Origin of the sequence: Sanguibacter sp. HDW7 (genome assembly GCF_011300875.1) — a bacterium.
In the GTDB taxonomy this organism is placed as follows: Bacteria; Actinomycetota; Actinomycetes; order Actinomycetales; family Cellulomonadaceae; genus Flavimobilis.
On the sequence record NZ_CP049862.1, the window covers coordinates 3,222,671 to 3,241,880 of the forward strand.

21 protein-coding genes are annotated in these 19,210 nt (G+C 73.6%); 7 read left to right on the plus strand and 14 right to left on the minus strand.

Annotated elements, in window-relative coordinates; translation table 11 throughout:
- Positions 1–23: 23 nt before the first annotated feature.
- The 4 genes from G7063_RS14510 to G7063_RS14525 are packed head-to-tail and all read right to left on the minus strand — an operon-like array spanning position 24 to position 3,873.
- Positions 24–779: an ABC transporter ATP-binding protein gene (locus G7063_RS14510; protein ID WP_166415022.1), complete on the minus strand. Its 756-nt coding sequence runs from the start codon at positions 777–779 to the stop codon at positions 24–26.
- A complete protein-coding gene (locus G7063_RS14515; protein ID WP_166415023.1) occupies positions 776–1,840 on the minus strand; it encodes an iron chelate uptake ABC transporter family permease subunit in 1,065 nt (354 codons plus the stop codon). Before G7063_RS14515 ends, G7063_RS14510 begins: the two co-directional genes overlap by 4 nt.
- Positions 1,833–2,840: an iron chelate uptake ABC transporter family permease subunit gene (locus tag G7063_RS14520; RefSeq protein WP_370520719.1), complete on the minus strand. Its 1,008-nt coding sequence runs from the start codon at positions 2,838–2,840 to the stop codon at positions 1,833–1,835. Before G7063_RS14520 ends, G7063_RS14515 begins: the two co-directional genes overlap by 8 nt.
- Positions 2,841–2,886: 46 nt before the next feature.
- A complete protein-coding gene (locus G7063_RS14525) occupies positions 2,887–3,873 on the minus strand; it encodes an ABC transporter substrate-binding protein (protein WP_166415025.1) in 987 nt (328 codons plus the stop codon).
- 479 nt (positions 3,874–4,352) lie between these two features.
- On the opposite strand from G7063_RS14525, the gene rsgA reads away from it, so the two are divergent.
- Both rsgA and G7063_RS14535 read left to right on the plus strand, forming a co-directional pair.
- Positions 4,353–5,375 carry a ribosome small subunit-dependent GTPase A gene (gene rsgA, locus G7063_RS14530; protein WP_166415026.1) on the plus strand — a complete coding sequence of 341 codons (1,023 nt, stop codon included), beginning with the start codon at positions 4,353–4,355 and terminating at the stop codon, positions 5,373–5,375.
- 126 nt (positions 5,376–5,501) lie between these two features.
- Positions 5,502–6,584, plus strand: a complete 1,083-nt coding sequence (locus tag G7063_RS14535) for a Gfo/Idh/MocA family protein (protein WP_240916122.1) — start codon at positions 5,502–5,504, stop codon at positions 6,582–6,584.
- Between the two features lie 115 nt (positions 6,585–6,699).
- Here the strand turns inward: G7063_RS14535 and G7063_RS14540 are convergent, their stop codons facing one another.
- Both G7063_RS14540 and G7063_RS14545 read right to left on the minus strand, forming a co-directional pair.
- Positions 6,700–8,349 (minus strand): polysaccharide deacetylase family protein, encoded by a 1,650-nt coding sequence (locus tag G7063_RS14540; RefSeq protein WP_166415027.1) that lies wholly within the window; start codon positions 8,347–8,349, stop codon positions 6,700–6,702.
- Between the two features lie 128 nt (positions 8,350–8,477).
- On the minus strand, positions 8,478–9,149 hold the full coding sequence (locus tag G7063_RS14545) for a DNA alkylation repair protein (protein WP_166415028.1): 672 nt from the start codon (positions 9,147–9,149) through the stop codon (positions 8,478–8,480).
- A gap of 215 nt (positions 9,150–9,364) precedes the next feature.
- Here G7063_RS14545 and G7063_RS14550 point away from each other — a divergent pair, with 215 nt between their 5' ends.
- Positions 9,365–10,516: an MFS transporter gene (locus G7063_RS14550; RefSeq protein ID WP_166415029.1), complete on the plus strand. Its 1,152-nt coding sequence runs from the start codon at positions 9,365–9,367 to the stop codon at positions 10,514–10,516.
- A 43-nt stretch (positions 10,517–10,559) separates the two neighbouring features.
- On the opposite strand, the gene G7063_RS15160 is transcribed toward G7063_RS14550, so the two are convergent.
- From G7063_RS15160 to G7063_RS14580, 6 genes are all read right to left on the minus strand, one after another.
- Positions 10,560–10,898: a DUF6457 domain-containing protein gene (locus G7063_RS15160; protein ID WP_206188167.1), complete on the minus strand. Its 339-nt coding sequence runs from the start codon at positions 10,896–10,898 to the stop codon at positions 10,560–10,562.
- On the minus strand, positions 10,895–11,650 hold the full coding sequence (locus tag G7063_RS14560; RefSeq protein ID WP_166415030.1) for an ABC transporter ATP-binding protein: 756 nt from the start codon (positions 11,648–11,650) through the stop codon (positions 10,895–10,897). The genes G7063_RS15160 and G7063_RS14560 overlap by 4 nt, the downstream gene beginning before the upstream one ends.
- Complete coding sequence (locus G7063_RS14565) at positions 11,647–12,477, minus strand: ABC transporter permease (RefSeq protein WP_240916123.1); 831 nt, start codon at positions 12,475–12,477, stop codon at positions 11,647–11,649. The genes G7063_RS14560 and G7063_RS14565 overlap by 4 nt, the downstream gene beginning before the upstream one ends.
- An 11-nt stretch (positions 12,478–12,488) precedes the next feature.
- Positions 12,489–13,400, minus strand: coding sequence for a molybdate ABC transporter substrate-binding protein (gene modA, locus G7063_RS14570; RefSeq protein WP_206188169.1), 912 nt, complete (start codon positions 13,398–13,400; stop codon positions 12,489–12,491).
- The gene (locus tag G7063_RS14575) at positions 13,397–13,798 is read right to left on the minus strand and encodes a molybdopterin-binding protein (protein WP_166415031.1); all 402 of its coding nucleotides are present in this window, start codon (positions 13,796–13,798) and stop codon (positions 13,397–13,399) included. The genes modA and G7063_RS14575 overlap by 4 nt, the downstream gene beginning before the upstream one ends.
- 237 nt (positions 13,799–14,035) lie before the next feature.
- On the minus strand, positions 14,036–14,626 hold the full coding sequence (locus G7063_RS14580) for a molybdenum cofactor guanylyltransferase (RefSeq protein WP_166415032.1): 591 nt from the start codon (positions 14,624–14,626) through the stop codon (positions 14,036–14,038).
- A gap of 240 nt (positions 14,627–14,866) precedes the next feature.
- Between G7063_RS14580 and G7063_RS14585 the strand changes: the two genes are divergently transcribed.
- Positions 14,867–15,343, plus strand: coding sequence for a molybdenum cofactor biosynthesis protein MoaE (locus G7063_RS14585; protein WP_166415033.1), 477 nt, complete (start codon positions 14,867–14,869; stop codon positions 15,341–15,343).
- A gap of 58 nt (positions 15,344–15,401) precedes the next feature.
- On the opposite strand, the gene G7063_RS14590 is transcribed toward G7063_RS14585, so the two are convergent.
- Positions 15,402–15,674 carry a MoaD/ThiS family protein gene (locus G7063_RS14590; protein ID WP_206188170.1) on the minus strand — a complete coding sequence of 91 codons (273 nt, stop codon included), beginning with the start codon at positions 15,672–15,674 and terminating at the stop codon, positions 15,402–15,404.
- A 4-nt stretch (positions 15,675–15,678) separates the two neighbouring features.
- Entirely contained in the window at positions 15,679–16,785 is a 1,107-nt protein-coding gene (moaA, locus tag G7063_RS14595) for a GTP 3',8-cyclase MoaA (protein WP_370520720.1), read from the minus strand.
- Positions 16,786–16,888: 103 nt separating this feature from the next.
- On the opposite strand from moaA, the gene glp reads away from it, so the two are divergent.
- From glp to G7063_RS14610, 3 genes are read left to right on the plus strand one after another with little or no spacing between them, the layout of a single operon-like run.
- Complete coding sequence (gene glp, locus G7063_RS14600) at positions 16,889–18,226, plus strand: gephyrin-like molybdotransferase Glp (protein ID WP_166415034.1); 1,338 nt, start codon at positions 16,889–16,891, stop codon at positions 18,224–18,226.
- Complete coding sequence (gene moaC / locus G7063_RS14605) at positions 18,223–18,708, plus strand: cyclic pyranopterin monophosphate synthase MoaC (protein ID WP_166415035.1); 486 nt, start codon at positions 18,223–18,225, stop codon at positions 18,706–18,708. Before glp ends, moaC begins: the two co-directional genes overlap by 4 nt.
- A complete protein-coding gene (locus tag G7063_RS14610; RefSeq protein ID WP_166415036.1) occupies positions 18,708–19,184 on the plus strand; it encodes a molybdenum cofactor biosynthesis protein B in 477 nt (158 codons plus the stop codon). Before moaC ends, G7063_RS14610 begins: the two co-directional genes overlap by 1 nt.
- Positions 19,185–19,210: the final 26 nt, after the last annotated feature.

Consider the following 19,210-nt stretch of genomic DNA (forward strand, 5'->3'; position numbering starts at 1 on the left):
ATCCGTCACGCAGGACGGCAGCGTCAGAAGTAGCAGGCCACCGGGCCGTGCGGACCGTCGACGACCGTCACCGGGGTGTCGAAGATCCGCGAGAGCACGTCGTCCCGCATGATCTCCGCCGGGCTGCCCTGCTCGACGACGAGGCCGTCCTTCATCGCGACGACGTGGTCCGCGTAGCGGGCCGCGAAGTTCACGTCGTGCAGGACGACGACGACGGTGCGACCGAGCGTGTCCGCCGCGCGCCGCAGGTGCTGCATCATCGCGACCGCGTGGCGCATGTCGAGGTTGTTGAGCGGCTCGTCGAGCAGCACGTACGGCGTGTCCTGCGCGAGCACCATCGCGACGTAGGCGCGCTGTCGCTGCCCGCCGGAGAGCTCGTCGAGGTGCCGGCCCTCGAGGTCGCGCAGGCCGAGGAAGTCGATCGCCTCGGAGACGTGCCTCTCGTCGTCGACGGTCAGCCTCCCCTTCGAGTGCGGGAAGCGCCCCAGGCCCACGAGCTGGCGCACGGTGAGGCGCGTGACGAAGTGGTTCTCCTGGCGCAGCACGGAGACGACGCGTGCGAGCTCCTTCGACGAGGTGCGCGTGATGTCGTGCCCGCCGATCGTCACGGTGCCGGCGTCGAGGCCGAGCAGCCGCCCGACCATCGTGAGCAGCGTCGACTTGCCGGCGCCGTTGGGGCCGACGAGCGCCGTGACGCCGCCTGCGGGCAGCTCGACGTCGAGCGGCCCGATGCGCACGTCGGACGCGTAGTCCTTGCGGACGTTCTCGAGGGTGATCACAGGCGGCCCTTCCGCAGCAGAACGACGAGGAACACGGTGCCGCCGACGAGCTCGACGATGATCGACACCATGCCCTGCGCGTAGAAGACGTGCTTGAGCGTGACGTACGCGCCCGCGAGGACGACGAATGCCGTGAGGACGGCGACGGGCAGGACGTGCCGGTGGCTGAACGTGCCGGACACCTGGTACGCGATCGTCGCCGCGAGGAAGCCGAGGAACGTCATGGGCCCGACGAGCGCGGTCGACACGGCGACCAGCACGGCGACGAGCGTGAGGACGATCCGCGTCTCGCGACGGTGCTCGACGCCGAGGCCCGTCGCGGCCGACGCGCCGAGCGAGAGCACGTCGAGGCGCCGCGAGCGCCACAGGAGCGCGCCTCCCGCGAGCCCCGCGAGCGGGATGACGACGGGCAGGTAGGACGCGTCCGCGTTCGACACCGAGCCGAACATGCGGGCGGTGAGGACGTCGAACTCCGACGGCGTGAGGAGCCGCTGCATGAAGCTCGACACGGACCGCAGCCCGGTGCCGAGGACCACACCGACGAGCAGCATGACGTGGAGGTTCGCGAAGCGTCCCGAGAGCAGCCAGCCGAAGAGCGCGACCGCGAGCGCAACCATGACGCCGATCTGCAGGAGCAGCTGCGGGACGCCGCTCAGCGCGGTGAGGCCCGCGACGCCGAGGAAGTAGACGCCCGCGGTCTGCACCGTGACGTAGAGGGCCTCGAAGCCGAGGATCGCGGGCGTGACGATGCGGTTGCCCGTCACCGTCTGGAACGCGACGGTCGCGAGGCCCTGGCAGAACGCGACGACGGCGATGACGACGATGCTCGTCGCACGCCGCTGCGCGACGAGCCAGTAGCCCGCGCTGCCGGGGCGGCCCGGGTTGTCGAGCAGCAGGTAGGCGGCGACGAGGCCGAGGGCCACGAGGACGAGGCCGACGACGAGCAGCGCGTAGCGTCGGGCGTCGCGCGGCGTCGCGAACGCACCCGAGCGGCGCGGCGTCGGGCGCTCGGGCGTCAGCGCCGACGCGGCCTCCGCGGGGGCCAGAAGGGTGTCAGCCACGTCGCCTCCCGCGGACGAGCATCGTGATGAAGACGACCGAGCCGACCACGCCGAGGACGAGCGACACGGGTACCTCGAACGGCGCGATGACGACGCGCCCCACGAGGTCGCACGCCGCGACGAGCCCGACGCCGAGGACGACGACCCACGGCAGGTTCGAGCGCAGGTCGTCGCCGCGCCGCAGCGCGACGACGTTCGGCACGACGAGGCCGACGAACGGCAGGTTGCCGACGACGACCGCGACGACCCCCGTCGCGACGGCGACGAGCCCCGCGCCGAGCATGACCACCCGGTCGTGGTTGAGGCCGACGTTCGTCGCGACGTCCCGGCCGAGGCCCGCGACAGTGAACCGGTCCGCGGCGACGACGATCGCGACGAGCACGAGCAGCACGACCCACAGCGGCTCGTACTGCCCGCGGAACACCGACGTGAACGAGCCCGCGAACCACACCGAGACGTACTGCAGCGAGTTCGTCGCGAGCGCGAGGTAGCTCGAGACCGCGCCGACGACGGCGCCGAGCATGATGCCGACGACGGGCACGACGAGCGAGCTCGTCAGCGTGATCCGCCGCAGCACGAGGAAGAAGAGCATCGTGCCGATGAACGACGCGCCGATCGCGACGCCCATGCGCGCCATGATCGACGCCGTCGGCGCGAGCACCGTCACCGCGAGCAGGCCGAGGCCCGCCCACTCGGTCGTGCCCGTCGTCGTGGGCTCGACGAAGCGGTTCTGCGTGAGCATCTGCATGACGAGGCCCGAGACCGCCATCGCCGCGCCGGCGAGGACGAGCGCGACCGTGCGGGGCACGCGCGTCACGGCGAACATCCACGCTCCGTCGTCGGCCCCCACGACGTCGTACTGACCCGTGAACAACGAGGCGACGAGCAGCCCGACGACACCGAGCGTGGCGAGGAGGAGCCACGGCACGCCGCGACGCCGGCGCGCGGTCTGCGCGTCGGCGTCGGGCGTACCCGCGGGGCGGGACGTCGTCGTCATCATTGCTCCGGGCGGCGGGCGGCCCGCAGGGCCACGCGCCACCGAGGGATCAGGCCGCTGCCTCGAAGGCGGCGGCGAGGGTGTCGAGGAACTCGATGTACGTCTGGATGCCCTCGTTCGTGTACGTGTCCGTCGGCATGAAGACGAGCTGCTTCTTCGTCACGGCCGAGACCTTCGAGAGCGGCTCGGCGGCCGCGAGGACGTTCGCAGCCGGCTTGTACGCCGGGTCGTCCGCCGCGACGGCCGCGTCGCGGTCCATGACGAGGATCCACTCGGGGTTCGACTGCGCGATCGCCTCGACGGAGATGTCGTCGCCCTGGTGGTCGTCGGACGCACCCTCGATCTCGAGCGCGGGCGTGAGGCCGAGCAGGCCGAAGAGCGGGCCGAGCGTGCGGCCGACCTCAGGGGCGATGTAGCCGATCTCGCCGCCCGACGTCGTCACGGCCATGACCTTCTGCGACGGGTCGTACGCGGCCCTGACGCGCGCGACGGCGGCGTCGAGGTCGGCGGCGAGCTTCGTCGCCTCGGCCTGCTTGCCGAAGATCTCGCCGAGGACGGTGACCTGGCGCTTGAGCTCGGCGTCGAAGGGCTGGCCGTCGCGCGGGTCGAGGTTGACGATCGTCGCGCCGGGCGCGAGGTCGGCGATGGCCTTCTCGTGCTGCGTGAAGCGCTGACCGTTGACGACGAGCTGAGGCTCGGCGGCGACGAGGGCCTCGAGGTCGGGCTCGCCGTGGCTGCCCAGGTCGATGATCTTGTCGTTCGTCTTGTAGCCGATCGTCGTCGGCATGAGCGTGCGGGACGCGGCGGTGAGCTCGACGCCCCAGGCCTCGAGGGTCTCGAACGTGCGGTTGTCGGTCGCGACGACGGACGTGAGCGGGAGCTTCACCGTCTTGGAACCGGTGTTGTCCTCGATCGTCACGGTCTTCGCGTCGCCGGCGGACGTGGGAGCGCCTGCCTCGGTGTCGGCGGCGCAGCCCGTGAGCGCGAGCGCGGTGGCGGCGACGAGCGCGGTGAGCGCGGGTCGGACGCGGATCATGTGGTTCTCCTCGGTCGATGCATGCAGGGCGCGTGCGCTGCGATGGAGCCATCTTCTCAGGTAAGGCTCACCTCACAACATTTACGTGACGTGACACTAACCATATTCACAACCCGTCCGCCAGTCGGATGACGCCGAGTCACCAACCGAGACACCCAAGGCCCGTCGAACCTCTCACCAGCGCCCACTCCACTCTTCCCTCGCACTGCTCCGCTATCGACCGCGCGCCCTCCCGAACCACCCCACCCCTCCTCGTTCCGATAGCCGATCGAGCCACTTGACGCGCCCGGATCGGCTATCGGAACACCGGCGCTGCGCGGGGTGGGCGCTCGATAGTCGATCCGTACTGCACCTGTGTGCGGATCCGCTATCGATGAAGCGTTGGCGCGCAGGGACGGCGCGAAAAGGCGTTGCCCTCATGCCCGACGCCGCGACAAGGTCGACGGGACGGGGCCGTCCGGTCCCGCACAGGAGGACACATGCTCGAAGACCTCGGCTGGGACGACGCTCGCGCCACCGCGTGGGACGCCGACCCGCTCTCGCTCAGCGGCGCGCAGCCCGGCCGCGTCGTGCGCGCCGAACGCACCGCCGCGCGCGTCGCGCTCGCCGACGACGTCGTCACCGTTCCCGTCTCGGGGCTCGCCGTCGGCGACTGGGTCGCGACCGACGGCGCGACATGGGCGAGCGTCCTGCCGCGCCGCACGACGCTCGCCCGGCAGGCCGCCGGCACGACGTCCGACGAGCAGGTGCTCGCCGCGAACGTCGACGCCGTGATCGTCGTCGAGCCCGCCGACCCCGAGCCGAACGTCCGCCGCGTCGAGCGTATGCTCACGCTCGCCTGGTCGAGCGGCGCCGCGCCCGTCGTCGTCCTCACGAAGAACGACCTCGCGACGCGCGACCTCGTGCCCGACGTCGCCGCCGTCGCGCTCGGCGTCGACGTCGTCGCGACGAGCTCGCTCACGGGCGAGAACCTCGATGCCGTCCGACGCCTGCTCGGGCCGGGCCGCACGTTCGTGCTGGTCGGGCCGTCGGGCGCGGGCAAGTCGAGCCTCGTCAACGCGCTCGCCGGACGCGAGGTCCTCGCGACGGGCGACGTTCGCGGCGACGGGCGGGGCCGTCACACCACGACGCACCGGGAGCTCGTCGTCGTCGAGGACCTCGGCTGCCTCGTCGACACGCCCGGCGTCCGCGAGGTCGCGATGACGGGCGACGCCGACGGGCTCGAAGCTGCGTTCGCCGACGTCGTAGAGCTCGCCGCGACATGCCGCTTCGCCGACTGCGAGCACCGCACGGAGCCCGGCTGCTCGATCAACGCCGCGATCGACGACGGCACGCTCGACGCCGCGCGCCTCGGCGCGTTCCAGAAGCTCGAGCGCGAGATCGCCTACCAGGCGCGACGCCGCGGCGAGGTCGCGGCGTACACAGCGCGGACGGAGCGCCGTGCGCGCGTCGCCCGCATCCGCGAGGCGATGGCGGTCAAGGGCCGCCCCCGCGGCCTCTGACCCTCCGCGTCTCTCCGACGGCTTGACGGCGGGCGACGGCGCCTCTGGCGACGTCGGCGAGGCACGGCCGCGCGCCGTGGGTCCTGACGTAGCGTCGGGGAACACCCCGCGTCGAAGGAGACCACCGTGCCCGCACCCGTCCGCCTCGCGATCGTCGGCTCCGGCTGGCGTGCCGAGTTCTTCGCCCGCCTCGCCCGCGCACTGCCCGAGAGCTTCGAGCTCGTCGGCGTGACGAGCCGTCGGCCGGAGAGCGTCGAGCGCGTCGCAACTGCGTGGGGGACGCAGGGCTACGCGACCGTCGCCGACCTCCTCGCCGGAGCATCGCCGCAGGTCACCGTCGTGTCGACGCCGTGGCCCGTGACGCCGGTCGCGACGGCTGAGGTCGCCCGGGCGGGTGGCGTCGCCCTCGCCGAGACCCCGCCCGCCCCGGACCTCGACGGCCTCCACACCTTGTGGGAGGAGGTCGGGGCGACCGGCCGCGTGCACGTCGCCGAGCAGTACCTCTCCCTGCCCATGCACGCCGCGCGCCTCGCCGTCGTCGAGCGCGGGCTCGTCGGCGAGCCGCAGTCCGTCCACGTGTCCTCGACGCACGGGTACCACGCCGTCGCGATGATCCGCGGGCTGCTCGGCGCGGCCGACGACCACGGCCCCGTCACCGTCCGTGCGCACCGCTTCGGCGGGCGAATCGTCCAGCCGCTCACGCGCGACGGCTGGAGCGACGACGACTCGGTGCACGACGCGGGCACGGTCCTCGCGACGCTCGACCTCGACGGCCGCCACGGCCTCTACGACTTCACCGACAACCAGTGGCACAACCAGCTCCGCTCGCGCCGCGTCCTCGTGCGCGGCACGCACGGCGAGATCTCGAACGACGACGTGCTGCGGCTCTCGGGCCCGCGGCAGGTGACGACGACGACGCTGCGGCGCCGTCAGCTCGGCTACGACCTCGACCTCGACGGGTACGACACCGACCACGTGTCGCTCGGCGGCGAGGTGCTGTGGAGCAACCCGTTCATCGGGAAGCGCTTCATGGACGAGGAGATCGCGATCGCGACCCTCATGCTCGGCGCGGCCGACCTCGCGCGCGACGAGGGGCCGGGGCCCTACCCGCTCGCACGGGCGTGCCACGACCACGCCGTGTCGCTCGCGATCGATGAGGCGGTCGAGACCGACCGGCCCGTCACCGTCGCCCGCCAGCCCTGGTCCTGACCCCTTCCCGTCGCTCCTGCCCCACCCGACCCGCCGCCTCCCACGGATTGACGGGTTCCCCCCATCGGATGGGAGCAACCCGTCAATCCGTCGAGGAGGACGGCGACCGAGCCGGTCAGCGGGAGTAGTAAGCCTTGCCCGGCTGCGGGGAGCCCAGGAGGTCGGTCACCGTGACGAGCGTGTAGCCCTTTGCCCGGAGCCCCTTGATGATCTGCGGCACGGCGTCGACCGTCGAGGAATGGATGTCGTGCATGAGCACGATCGACCCGCGCTTCGCCGCTGTCGCGGCCTTCACGGTGCTCGGCGTCGAGCGTGTCTTCCAGTCGAGCGTGTCGATGTTCCAGAGGATCACCGCCTCGCCTGCCTTCTTCGCGGCGGCTCGAACGGTGTCATTCGTCGCGCCGTACGGCGGCCGCACGAGCGTCGGCCGCCTGCCCGTGGCCTTCTCGATCGCGTCGGCTGTGCGAGTGAGCTGGAGGCGCACGTCGGTCGCGGACAGGGTCGTGAGGTCGCGGTGGTCCCACGTGTGCGACGCGAGATCGTGCCCCTCGGCGACGATGCGCCGGGCGACCTTCGGGTAGGTCTCGACGCGCTGGCCGAGCGCGAAGAACGTCGCTGGAGCCTTGGCCCGGCGCAGCTCGTCGAGCAGGCGCGCGGTGTACGGGCCGGGACCGTCGTCGAAGGTCAGCGCGATGCACTTCGCCTTCGCACAGTCGACGCGCTTGGCCGGACGCGGCTTGCTCGTGGGCTTCGTGGACGGCTTGGCCGACGGCTCCGCGGAGGGAGTGCTGGTCGCCGTGCCCGTCGGCTCGGCCGACGGTGCGCCAGTGGGTCCTTCGGTGGGCGTCGTGGTGGGCTCGTCGGTGGGTCCAGTCGTCGGGGTGCTGGTCGGCTCGGGGGTCGTCGGGACGTCCGTCGGCGTCGGCATGGCGACGGGACCGAGCGCGACCGGGTGGAGCGTCGCCGCGCGGGCCGCGACGCCACGGTCGGTGAGCAGGCTCGTCGTCGCGTCGGGGGCGATGGCGAGGGTGACGCGTCCGACGTAGCACGCGGTGATCTCGCACTCGTCGTAGCCGACGACGAGCGAACCGTCGTCGGCGAACGCGACGAGCGGTGCGGACACTGCCGAGACCGTCGCACCTGCAAGCTCTGGACGCGTCGCGACTGCGGCCGCGAGCGCGACGTCGGTCCGGGCGACGTCGAGCAGGGTGCTCGGGGAGAGCACCGTGCCTGCGGTCGGGTCGAACCAGAAGGTCTTCCAGGACTCGGCTGCGGAGCCGCCGGCGTTGAGGAACTCGTCGATGACGATCCCGATCGCGTCCGGGGCGGAGCCGAGCACGTGCCAGCCGACGTTGAGCTCCGGGACGGCGATCGACTCCGGGCCCGTCGCGGGGTAGTCACGCTCGAAGTCGGCGACGCGTCCGGTGACGTACGTCGCGAGCGTCGTGTCGATCGTGGGACGGCCGACCTGCGGCCACTGCGCGAAGACTCGCCGGGCGTTGTCGGTGTGGGTGCCCACGCTCAGGGGCATTCCCGCGAGCAGCTCGGGGTCGAGCAGGGCGGGCACCGTCCCGGTGGCGTCGAGCTCGTCCGGGAAGGGCGAGGTCGTCGGGGCGGGGCTCGTCGTCGACGGCGGTAGGGGCGAGATCGTCGGGGCGGGCGAGGGCGTCGTCGTGCCCGCGGGCTCGACCGGACCCGGCGTGCAGGCGCCGAGCGCGAACGCTGCAGCAAGCAGCGCGACGGTGGTCGTGCGGACGCGGTTCACTGTGGCTCCCCCTCGTTCGGACCCGCAGGTGCGGGCCCGAGCCCCACGCTAACGAGACGTCGCGGGTCACCACATCCACCAAAGGTAGGACGTCTGGTCAGGTTCTCGTCACGGGCGCCCGGGTCGCGTCACCCCTGCCGGCTGACCATCTCCGAGACCCACAGCGGCACGTACGGGCTGACACAGCCGGGAGGCGTGGGGTAGTCCTTGAGGACCTCGAGCCGCTCACCGATCGCGAGAACACGCTCCCTCAGCACAGGGTGGTGGATGCCGATCGTGCCGAGGCACCAGTTCATCGCCCACTGCAGCCGCTCGGGCGCGTCCTTCATGCGCACCGTGATCTCGTCGAGGAGGCCCGGCAGGTCGAGGTCGTCGGCCTTCTTCGGCACGAGGTCGCTCGTGAGCGCCCAGCCCGCGGACTCGACCCACGGGTCGGAGTCGCCCTTCCACCGGACGCGCAGCGCCTCGACGTGCGGGCTCTTGCGCACGACGTAGCCGACGAGCCAGTCCTGCTGCTTGGGCGTGCGCGCCTCGCGGAGCATCGTGTCGAGCTCGTCGGCAGTGAGGTCCTTGGACTTGAGGATGAGCAGCGCGAGCAGGCGCGCGTCGCCGTCGCCCGTCGCCCACAGCTCACGCGCGAGCGGCGTCTGTGTGGTCCCGAGACGCTTGGCGACGCCGCGCAGTTTGGTGAGGTTGACCGAGTGGTCGTCGCCGTGACGCTCGTTCACCGCACGCACCTTGGGGTCGTGCAGGGCGGCGAGCTCCGCCAGGGCGTCGTCGCGCGTCATGGTCTCAGGCATGGGTGGTCCTCCGTCGTTCAGCCGTTGTCGGCAGCGTACGACGAGCCTCCGACATCGTGACCCCGCCGCACGGTCCCGCCCCCGCGCCCCGTCGGACCACCGGAGCACCCGGGACTCGCGGCCTGGATCCTCCCCGCCCCACCTCTCGCCCGACCGCCCCCACCGGCAGTAACGTCATCCCGACCCCCGCAGGGGACCCTCGACGAGGAGGACGCGTGACGACTGAACGTAGGCAGCTGGTCGCGGTAGGTGGCGCCTATGCGGCGCAGCAGTTCGGGTACGGTGCGCTCGTCACGGCGCTGCCCGCGTTGCGCGACCGGTCGAGCCTCAGCGACGGCGACCTGTCGCTCGTCATGCTTGGGGTCATCATCGGTGCGGCGTGCGGGTCGATCCTCGCGGAGCGGGTCGCGGTCCGGTGGGGTTCACGGCAGGCGCTCGTCGCGGCACTCGCGGTGCAGGGGGTGGCGCTCGCGCTCGTCACGGTCGCGGTGCCGGTGGCGTTGCTGGTTCCGTCGCTCGTGCTCGTCGGGCTGGGGCTGGGTGGCATCGACGCGTCGTACAACATGCAGGCGTCGCTCACGGAGCAGCGCCTGGGGCGGCCGGTCCTCGGTCGCCTCTACGCGGCGGGGACGTTCGCGGCGATCGTCGCGACGGGTGTGACGGCGGGGGCGCTCGCGCTGGGGCTGCCTGCGGTCGCGGCGCTAGTTGTCGCGGTGCTCCTGCACGCGACGGTCGCGGTGCGCGGCGTGCGGGACCTCGATCCGCGGCGCGCGGCGCACCGGGTCGAGGAGCGTCGGTCGGACCGCACGCCGCTGCCGACGGGCGCGATCGTCGCGGTGGGGTCGGTGGTGTTCGCGGCGTTCGTCGTCGACGCGGTGGTCTCGACGTGGGGGACGGTGCTCGCGACGGACGAGCTGCGTCTCGCTGACGCTCGCACGCCCCTGCTCTACATGACCTACCTCGCGGCGTCGCTCGTGGCGCGCCTGCTCACGGACCGCGCGGTCCTCGCGGCGGGACGGGTGCGCGTGGGTGTGGTGGCGGGTTCGGTGGGCGCGGTGGGCTGCGTGGTCATCGCGTGGTCGGGTGCGGTGCCGCTCGTCGTGCTGGGCTTCGCGGCGGCGGGCATCGCGTCGGGCTGCCTCGTGCCGCTCGCGTTCTCACGTGCGGGCGAGCTCGTGCCGGGACGCAGCGACGAGGTCATCGCGCGCGTCAACCTCTTCAACTATGCGGCGGCGGTGCTGGGCGGCGCGCTTCCCGGGGTCGTCGCGGAGGTCGCGCGGCTCGGCCTCGCGTTCCTCCTGCCGGCGGCGGCGCTCGTCGTGTGCATCCCGCTGCTGCGGACGCTGCGACGCCGGGTACCGAGCTAGCCGCTCGGGGCACGCCGGGCGGGGGTGCGTACGGCGGACGCCGTCACGCCCCGTCCGACGGAGCCTCCCGCTCAGCGACGTCCCCTGCAGTATGCGCGGGCTGATCGTCGACGGGCGGCACCCACTCGGAGACGAGCCCGTCGACAACCTCGAGGCGTGCGAGCACCTCGGACTCGATGGCGTCGACGTCGGAGCCGTCGTCGAGCACTCGACCGGCGGCAAGCCCGACAAGGAACGCCGTGAGCGGTGCACCGGGTCGGACGGCGTGGTGGGCGACGTCTCGCACCATGTCGAGGATCGGCCCCGTGACGCGGTCGAGCACGTCCTGCTCGATGTCGAGGGCAGGTCCGGCCTGCTCGAGCCAGCGGTCCAGGTCGCTCACCGGGGTCTCCATCCATCCTCGGCGCGCCCGTCGCGCGCCTCCCGCACCGATTCTCCCCTTTCGACGGCCCTTCCGTCAGCCAGACGCACGGAACGATCTCCGAGCGCGACAGCCTCGGCGGCGTCGTGGGTGACGAGAACGACGGGCGTGCCCCCCGCGGCGACGTCGCGGACGACGTCGTGGAGGAGAGGCCGGGCAGCCTCGTCGAGGGCTGCGAACGGCTCGTCGAGCAGCAGCAGCGCAGGTTCGACGACGACGGCACGGGCGAGCGCGACGCGCTGCGACTGGCCTCCGGAGAGCCGGTCGGCACGCTCGTGCGCGTGGTCGGCGAGACCGACGTGCTCGAGGGCGTCGGCCGCGCGCTTCCGGGCGTCGCGGACCGGAACACCGCGGGCGCGGAGACCGAACGCGACGTTCTCGAGCGCGCTCAGGTGTCCGAAGAGGACGTGCGACTGCGGCACGAGCCCGGTCCGACGGTCGGGCGCGGGCACGTGGACACGCGCCTGGACGTCGTCGAGCACCGCACCGCCGAGCGTGACGCGTCCGGCAGCGAGCGGCACGAGGCCCGCGAGCACCCAGAGGAGCGTCGACTTGCCGGACCCGTTGGGGCCGACGACGCACAGCACCTCGCCCGGCGCGACGGACAGCTCGACGTCGAGCTGCAGCCGGCCTCGCTCGGCGACGACGTGCGCACGGAGACCCCCGGGCACGTGACCGTCGTCCACCCCGGCCCCCGGGAGCTGGAGCCTCACCGCGCACCTACCGTCTCGGCACCGCGCGCGGCGAGCCCCGCGAGCCCGCCGAGCCACCGCGAGCGCAGCGCGACGAGCACGACGAGCGACACGACGACGAGCACGAGCGACAGCGCGACGGCCGTGGCCCGGTCCCGTTCGAGCGCGAGGTAGATCGCGACCGGCATCGTGCGGGTGACGCCCGGGAAGTTGCCGGCAAAGGTGATCGTGGCGCCGAACTCGCCGAGCGCCCGCGCGAACGCGAGCACGGCTCCGGCCGCGACGCCCGGCGCGACGACGGGCAGCGTGACCCGCCGGAACACGTACCAGCGCGAGCCACCGAGCGACGCCGCGACCTGCGCGAGCCGCGGGTCGACCGCTTGCAGCGCGGCGTCGACGGAGATGACGAGGAACGGCAGCGCGACGAACGTCTGCGCGACGACGACCGCCGCCGTCGTGAACGGCAGCTGCACGCCGAACCACGCGTCGAGGTGCTCGCCCAGCAGGCCTCGTCGGCCGAGCAGCGCGAGCAGGGCGACGCCGCCGACGACGGGTGGCAGCACCATCGGCATGGTGACGAGCGCGCGCACGAGCCCGGGCAGCGGCAGCGCGTCGTGCGCGAGGAGCCACGCGAGCGGCACCCCGAGCACGACGCACAGCAGCGCAGACAACCCGGCGGTCCGCAGGCTCAGCCACAGAGCCTCCGCCGCGGGCCCGTCGTCGAGCAGCCCCACCATCTCGCGCCAGGGCGCGGACGCGACGAGCGCGACGAACGGTGCGACGAGGAAGGCGAGCGCGAGCACGCCGGGGACCGCGAGCGCGAGCGGTGCCCGCGCTCGACGGGCCACGGCGCGACGCGTCACGGGAGACGGAACCCGGCCTCGGCGAGTGCGCTGCGGCCGCGCTCGGAGGCGAGGAGGTCGCGGAACGCCTTGGCTGCGGCCGCGTTGGGCGCCTCGGCGACGGTCGCGACGAGGTAGTCGTTGACGACGGTCGACGCCTCGGGGAACTCGATCGTGAGGACGTCGTCGCCCGCGTCCTTGGCGTCGGTCGTGTAGACGAGCGCGGCGTCGACCTCGTCGGAGACGGCGAGCTGGAGGGCCGCCGTGACGTTCTCGGAGTACGTGTCGGGCGTGACCTTGAGGCCGGCCTTCTCGATGACCTGCGCGGCCGCGGCGCCGCACGGCACCTCCTCGGCGCACAGCGCGAGCCTCAGGTCGTTGTTCGTGAGGTCCTTGAGGTTCGCGACCTTGCCCGGGTTGTCGGGCGGCGTGACGATGACGAGGGTGTTGCCCGCGAAGACGGCCTGGTCGGTGACGTGCTCGGCCGCGGTCTTCATGGTCGCGGCGGACGCCGTGAGGAGCACGTCGGCGGGGGCGCCTGCGACGACCTGCTCCGCGAGCGCGGAGCTCGCCGCGAACGAGAAGTCGATCTTCAGGCCCGTGTGCGCGGCTTCGAGCTCGGCGCCGAGCTTGGTGAGGACGGGCTCGAGCGAGGCGGCGGCGAGGACGACGAGGCGGCCCGTGACGGCCGCGTCGGAGGTTGCGCCCGTGCTCGTCGCCCCCTGCGTCCCGGCCGTTCCCGGCGCAGCGTCGTCCGCGCACGCGGCGAGCCCGCCCGCGGCGAGCGCCGCGAGCGCGAGGGTTGCCACGGCGCGGGATGCTGCCCGACGGCGCGGGGCGCGGTGGATGCGGGCCGGGCCGCAGTCGGTCGTGCCCGTCGGTGCGGTGGCGGACGAGCTGCGGACGATGGTGGTGCGTGCGGTGCTCACAGGGCCTCCCCGAGGCGGTCGATCATCACGGACGTGGCCTTGACCCGGGCAGCGACGAGGCTGCCGGGCTCGAGGCCGAGCTCGTCGGCAGCCTCACGGCTGACGAGCGAGACGATGCGGAACGGCCCGGCCTGCACCTCGACCTGCGCCATGACGCCGTCGCGGACGACCCGCGTGACGATGCCGTCGAGGCGATTGCGGGCGGAGACGGTGCCGTCGCCACCGTCGGGCGCGTCGGCGAGCTCTCGGGCGAAGGCGGCGACGTCGGCGCCGGCGATGGTCCGCCGGCCGGTGTCGCTGCGGGTCGCGGGCAGGCGCCCGGCGTCGATCCAGCGGCGGACGGTGTCGTCGCTCACCCCGAGCAGCCGCGCTGCCTCGCTCACCCGAATCTCGCTCATGCGGCAACACTAGAGGGATTCACCCGCACCTGCGTGAGTTTGCCCGTGAAAAACCCTCATCGCGAGACTGTGCAGCGTCTCGCTCGCCGTACCGCGGCGTCCCGCGCCGTCCCGCGACCTAGTCCCTCGGGCTCGAGCTAGTGCCCGCGGGGTACTAGGTCAGGGTTCAACCGACTAGGTCAGGTTCCAACCGACTAGGTCAGCGCGAAGGGACGAGCTCGCGGGCGGCGCCAGCCTCTAGTTCTGCTCGTGCGTCGCACGGGCTCGGGCGAGGTCGTCCGGGGTGTCGACGTCGAGCTCCTCGAGATCGGTCACGGGGACCTCGACGATCTCGAGGCCCTCCGCGAGGGCACGGGCGGGCAGGTTGTGCGCGCCTCCCTCGAGCACGTGCGCGACACCCGCGAGCCGGTAGGCCGCGAGCAGGGGCTGCCTCCTGCCCGACGCCCCGACGGCCAGCGCAGCGCCCGCGCCCGGCGTCGCGTCGAGCGCGGCGAGCAGCCGTGGGACGACGTCGCCGGCCCACGGCTGGTCCCCCGCGAGCGCGACGAGCACGAGGGCGTCGGGCGCGGTCGCGGCCCCGGCGGCGAGCGCCGCGGCGGGACCTCCGCCCGGTGGGTCCTCGCGGACCCAGCGCACGCCCGGGTGGCGGGCGTGGGCGGCGTGCCCGGGGTCGTCGGCGACGACGACGCGCGGCCAGGCGGACGTCGAGTCGAGCACGCGGTCGAGGATCGAGCGCCCGCCGACGTCGAGCGCGGTCTTGTCCCCGCCCCCGAGCCGCCGAGCGGTCCCGCCGGCAGGCACGACGACGACGACGTCCGCAGCTCTCATCCCCACGTCTCCCCCAACCGCATCGCGCCGCACCCTTCCCCGACGGATTGACGGCATCCGACCGTCGAACCGTCGGAACGCGTCAATCCGTCGGGAAGGACGGAGAGGGGGGCGACGTGGGGGGTGACGCGACGGGCGTGGGCACGGGACGCGACGCGCGGGCTCTCCATCGACACCGCGCGGTTCATTGACACGGTGCAGGCCGTGGGGAGCGCGTCCGCGCGTGCGTAGGGTGGGGGCGTGACCCTGCCCGACGCCTCCGCCCACCGCGACAGCTCGCGGATCGTGCCGCCGCGCCGCGCCGTCGTGCGCGCGACCGTGACGACGGACCCGCTCGACGTCGACGAGCACGCGCGCCTCGTCGAGGACGCGGCCGCGGGTGCGGTCGTGACGTTCGCAGGCGTCGTCCGCGACCATGACGGGGGCCGCGGGGTCACGGGCATCGAGTACGTCGGGCACCCCGACGCGGCGGAGGTCCTTGCGCGGGTCGTCGCGGAGGCCGTCGAGCATCTCGACGTCGACGCGGTCGCCGTGACGCACAGGCTCGGACCGCTCGTGGTCGGCGAGTGCGCGCTCGCTCTCGCGGTGAGCTCGGCGCACCGCCGCGAGGCCTTCGAGGCTGCGGCAGCGCTGGTCGACGCGGTCAAGGAGCACCTCCCGGTGTGGAAGCGGCAGGATCTGTCCGACGGCGGCGAGGAGTGGGTCGGCTCGGCCTGAGCAGCGCCGCTCGCGCGTCCGGACGACGCACCCGGCACCCCGGCACGCACCGCGTCCCTCACCCTCCGGCGAACGGCGGCAGGACGTCGACGGTGGTCGCCCCGTCGAGCGGTGCGTCAGGGTCGCGCAGGAGTCGGCCGTCGGCGAGGACGCTGCACAGCGCGAGGAGCGCCTCGAGCCCGGGGTGGGCGGCGAGGACGGCGGCGGTGACGTGCCCGACGGTCGGCGCGGCGGGGACGGTGAGAACCTCCTGCTCGCAGTCGGCGCTGGCCGAGGCGGCGGCGAAGTAGCGGACGGTGAGGGTCGTGGTCCCGTCGATGACCTCGGTCATGCCGTCATCCTCCGATCGCGCTCATGAGCCTGTCGGGCTGCAGGAAGCCCTCGTCGTCGATGCCGTGGCCGGCCTTCTTGCCCCACATGGCGGTGCGCCAGGCGTCGGCGATCTCGTCGTCGGACGCGCCGCCGCGCAGCAGCCCGCGCAGGTCGGTCTCCTCGCGCGCGAAGAGGCAGGTGCGGATCTGGCCGTCGGACGTGAGGCGGGTGCGGTCGCACGCGCCGCAGAAAGGCCGGGTGACGGTGCCGATGACGCCGACGCGTCCGACGTCGACGCCGTCGCGGAGCACGCGCCACGTCTCGGCGGGAGCGCCACCGCGGACGGCCGCGCCCTCGGGTGCGAGCGTGTGCGCGGCGGTGAGGGACGCAAGGATCTCGTCGGCCGTCACCATGTCGTCCCGCACCCACGTGCCGTGCGGGCCGAGCGGCATCTGCTCGATGAAGCGCAGCTCGAAGCCGCGCTCGAGCGCCCAGTCGAGCAGGCGTGGCGCCTCGTCCTCGTTGATGCCCCGCACGAGGACGGCGTTGACCTTGATGGGGGCGAAGCCGACGGCCTCGGCCGCGTCGAGGCCCGCGAGGACGTCGTGCAGGCGGTCACGGCGGGTGAGCTGCGCGTAGCGGGCGGGGTCGAGGGAGTCGACAGAGACGTTGACGCGTGTGAGGCCGGCGTCCGCGAGCGTGCGGGCGCGCCGGTCGAGGCCGAGACCGTTGGTCGTGAGCGACGTGGGGACGCGCGCGCCGCCGGGGGTGCGCAGCTCGTGCGTCGCGGCGACGATGGTCTCGAGGCCGCGTCGCAGGAGGGGCTCGCCTCCCGTGAAGCGCACCTCGGTGACGCCGAGGCGTTCGACGGCGATGCGGACGAGCCGCGAGATCTCGTCGTCGTCGAGCATCTGCTCGGTGGGCGTCCACTCGAGGCCCTCGGCGGGCATGCAGTAGGTGCAGCGGAGGTTGCAGCGGTCTGTGAGAGAGACACGCAGGTCGACGGCACGGCGGCCGAAACGGTCGACGAGGCCGGGGTCGTCGGGCCGTGCGACCTCGCTCGTGAGCACCCCGGCACGTGCGGCGCCGGGCGCCTGCGCGGGGTGGTCGGTCGAGGTGAGGTCCGCCACTCCGCCAGTCTAGGAGCGGCCACCGACATCTGCCCGGGGCCGCCCGTGGAAAAACCCGGTGACTGCCCTGCGGGATGTCGGTGGCGCCGAGTAGGTTGGCGCCGTGAACCTCTCCGACGACGTTCCCCGCACCGACGTACCCCGCCTCGACGCGCCGCGCCCGACGCGCACGCCCGCCGAGCACGCGGCCGCGATCCTCGCGCTCGGCGCCCCGCTCCCCGCGGAAGAGATCCCGGCCGACGTCGCCGCGCTCGGGCGCGTCCTCGCGGCGGACGTCGTCGCGCTCGTCGACCTGCCGCCGTGGGACAACTCGGCGATGGACGGCTACGCGCTGCGCCACGCGGACCTCCGAGGTCTGGCGGAGCGGGACGACGCCTCCGGGACCGGCGAGCCCTCGGACGGCGGACCCTTCCTCGGCACGGGGCGCCTTCCCGTCGTCGACGTCGTCCCCGCGGGCGACCCACGCGACCTCACGCTCGTCCCGGGCTCTGCGGTGCGCATCATGACGGGTGCGCCGGTGCCGGCGGGCGCTGACACTGTCGTGCAGGTCGAGCGGACGGACGCGGGCCGGGAGCTCGTCGAGGTGCGCGAGGCCGTGCCGGCGGGCGCGAACATCCGCCGTCGCGGCGAGGACGTGACTACGGGCGAGGTCGTCCTGCGCGCGGGCGAGGTCCTCACGGCGGCTCGCCTGGGGCTCGCGGCGGCGACGGGCCACGCGACGCTGCAGGTCCACGCGCGGCCGCGCGTCCTCGTCGTCTCGACGGGCTCCGAGCTTGTCGCGCCCGGGTCGCTCGCGGCCGGGGAGCCGCTTCCGCACGGGGCGATCTTCGAGTCGAACTCCGTCCAGCTTGCTGCGCTCGCGCGCGCGGCGGGCGCTGACGTCGAGGTCCGGACGGTGCCCGACGACGTCCCCGCGCTGCGCGCCCTGCTCACTGACCCCGATCTGGCGGCGGACGTCGTCGTGACGAGCGGCGGGGTGTCAGTCGGCGAGTTCGACGTCGTCCGGGACGCGCTCGCCGAGCATCTCGAGCTCGTGCACGTGCGGATGCAGCCGGGACGTCCGCAGGCGTCGGGGCTGCTGCCGTCGGGCGCGGTGGTCGTGGGCCTGCCGGGGAACCCGGTGAGCTCGTACGTGTCGTTCGAGGTGTTCGTGCGGCCGCTGCTGCGGCGCCTCACCGGCGCGGCGTCGCTCGAGCGCCGGCGGGTCCGGGCGGCGCTCACGTCGCCGCTCTCCTCGCCGTTGGGCAAGGCGCAGTACGTGCGGGTCGCGCTCGCGTGGCCGGGCGGTGTGCCGGAGGCGACGCCCGTCGGCGGTCGCGGTTCGCACCTGCTCGGGGCGCTCGCCGGCTCGGACGGCCTGGCCGTCGTGCCCGCCGACGTCACGGATCTCGAGGCGGGGGCCATGGTCGACGTCCTCGACCTGCGGGAGGATGAAGCATGACCTCGACGCCCGACGCTCCCCGCCTCACCCATGTCGACGCGAGCGGCGCCGCGCGCATGGTCGACGTCGCCGAGAAGCCCGTGACCGTCCGCACGGCGACGGCTACGGGCCGCGTGCTCGTCTCGGCCGAGGTCGTGCGGCTGCTGCGAGGCGAGGGTATGCCGAAGGGCGACGCTCTCGCGGTCGCGCGCATCGCGGGCATCGCAGCTGCGAAGCGCACTCCGGACCTCGTGCCGCTGTGCCACCCCATCGCGATCCACGGCGTCAAGGTCGACCTTGTCGTCGAGGACGACGGCGTCGCGATCTCCGCGACGGTGCGCACCGCGGACCGGACGGGCGTCGAGATGGAGGCGCTGACCTGCGTATCGGTCGCGGCGCTCGCGCTCGTCGACATGGTCAAGGCCGTCGACAAGCTCGCGACGATCACGGACGTGCGGGTCGAGGCGAAGAGCGGCGGCCGCTCGGGCGACTGGTCGCGCTGATGGCTGGGTCAGCGCGCGTCGTCACGGTGAGCGACCGCGCGTCGGCGGGCGTCTACGAGGACCGTTCGGGCCCGATCCTCGTCGCGGGCCTGCGAGCCCTGGGCCTGGAGGTCCCGGACGCGACGATCGTCCCCGACGGTGACGCGGTGCGCACCGCGCTGCTCGACGCGGTGCGGGCCGGAGCGGATGTCGTCGTCACGACGGGCGGCACGGGCCTCGGCCCGCGCGACCTCACGCCCGACGTCACGGCGACGGTCGTCGAGCGTCCGGTGCCGGGCCTCGCGGAGCTGCTCCGAGCCGACGGCCTGGCGCACGGCGTCCCGGCGGCGGTCCTCTCGCGCGGCATCGCGGGCGTCGTCGACCGCACGCTCGTCGTCAACGTCGCGGGCTCGACGGGCGCGGCGCGCGACGCCGTCCGCGTGCTCGGCCCGGTCCTCCCCCACGCCCTCGACCAGCTCGCAGGCCGCACGCACTGACAGCTCCACACCCACGTCCCGGACGC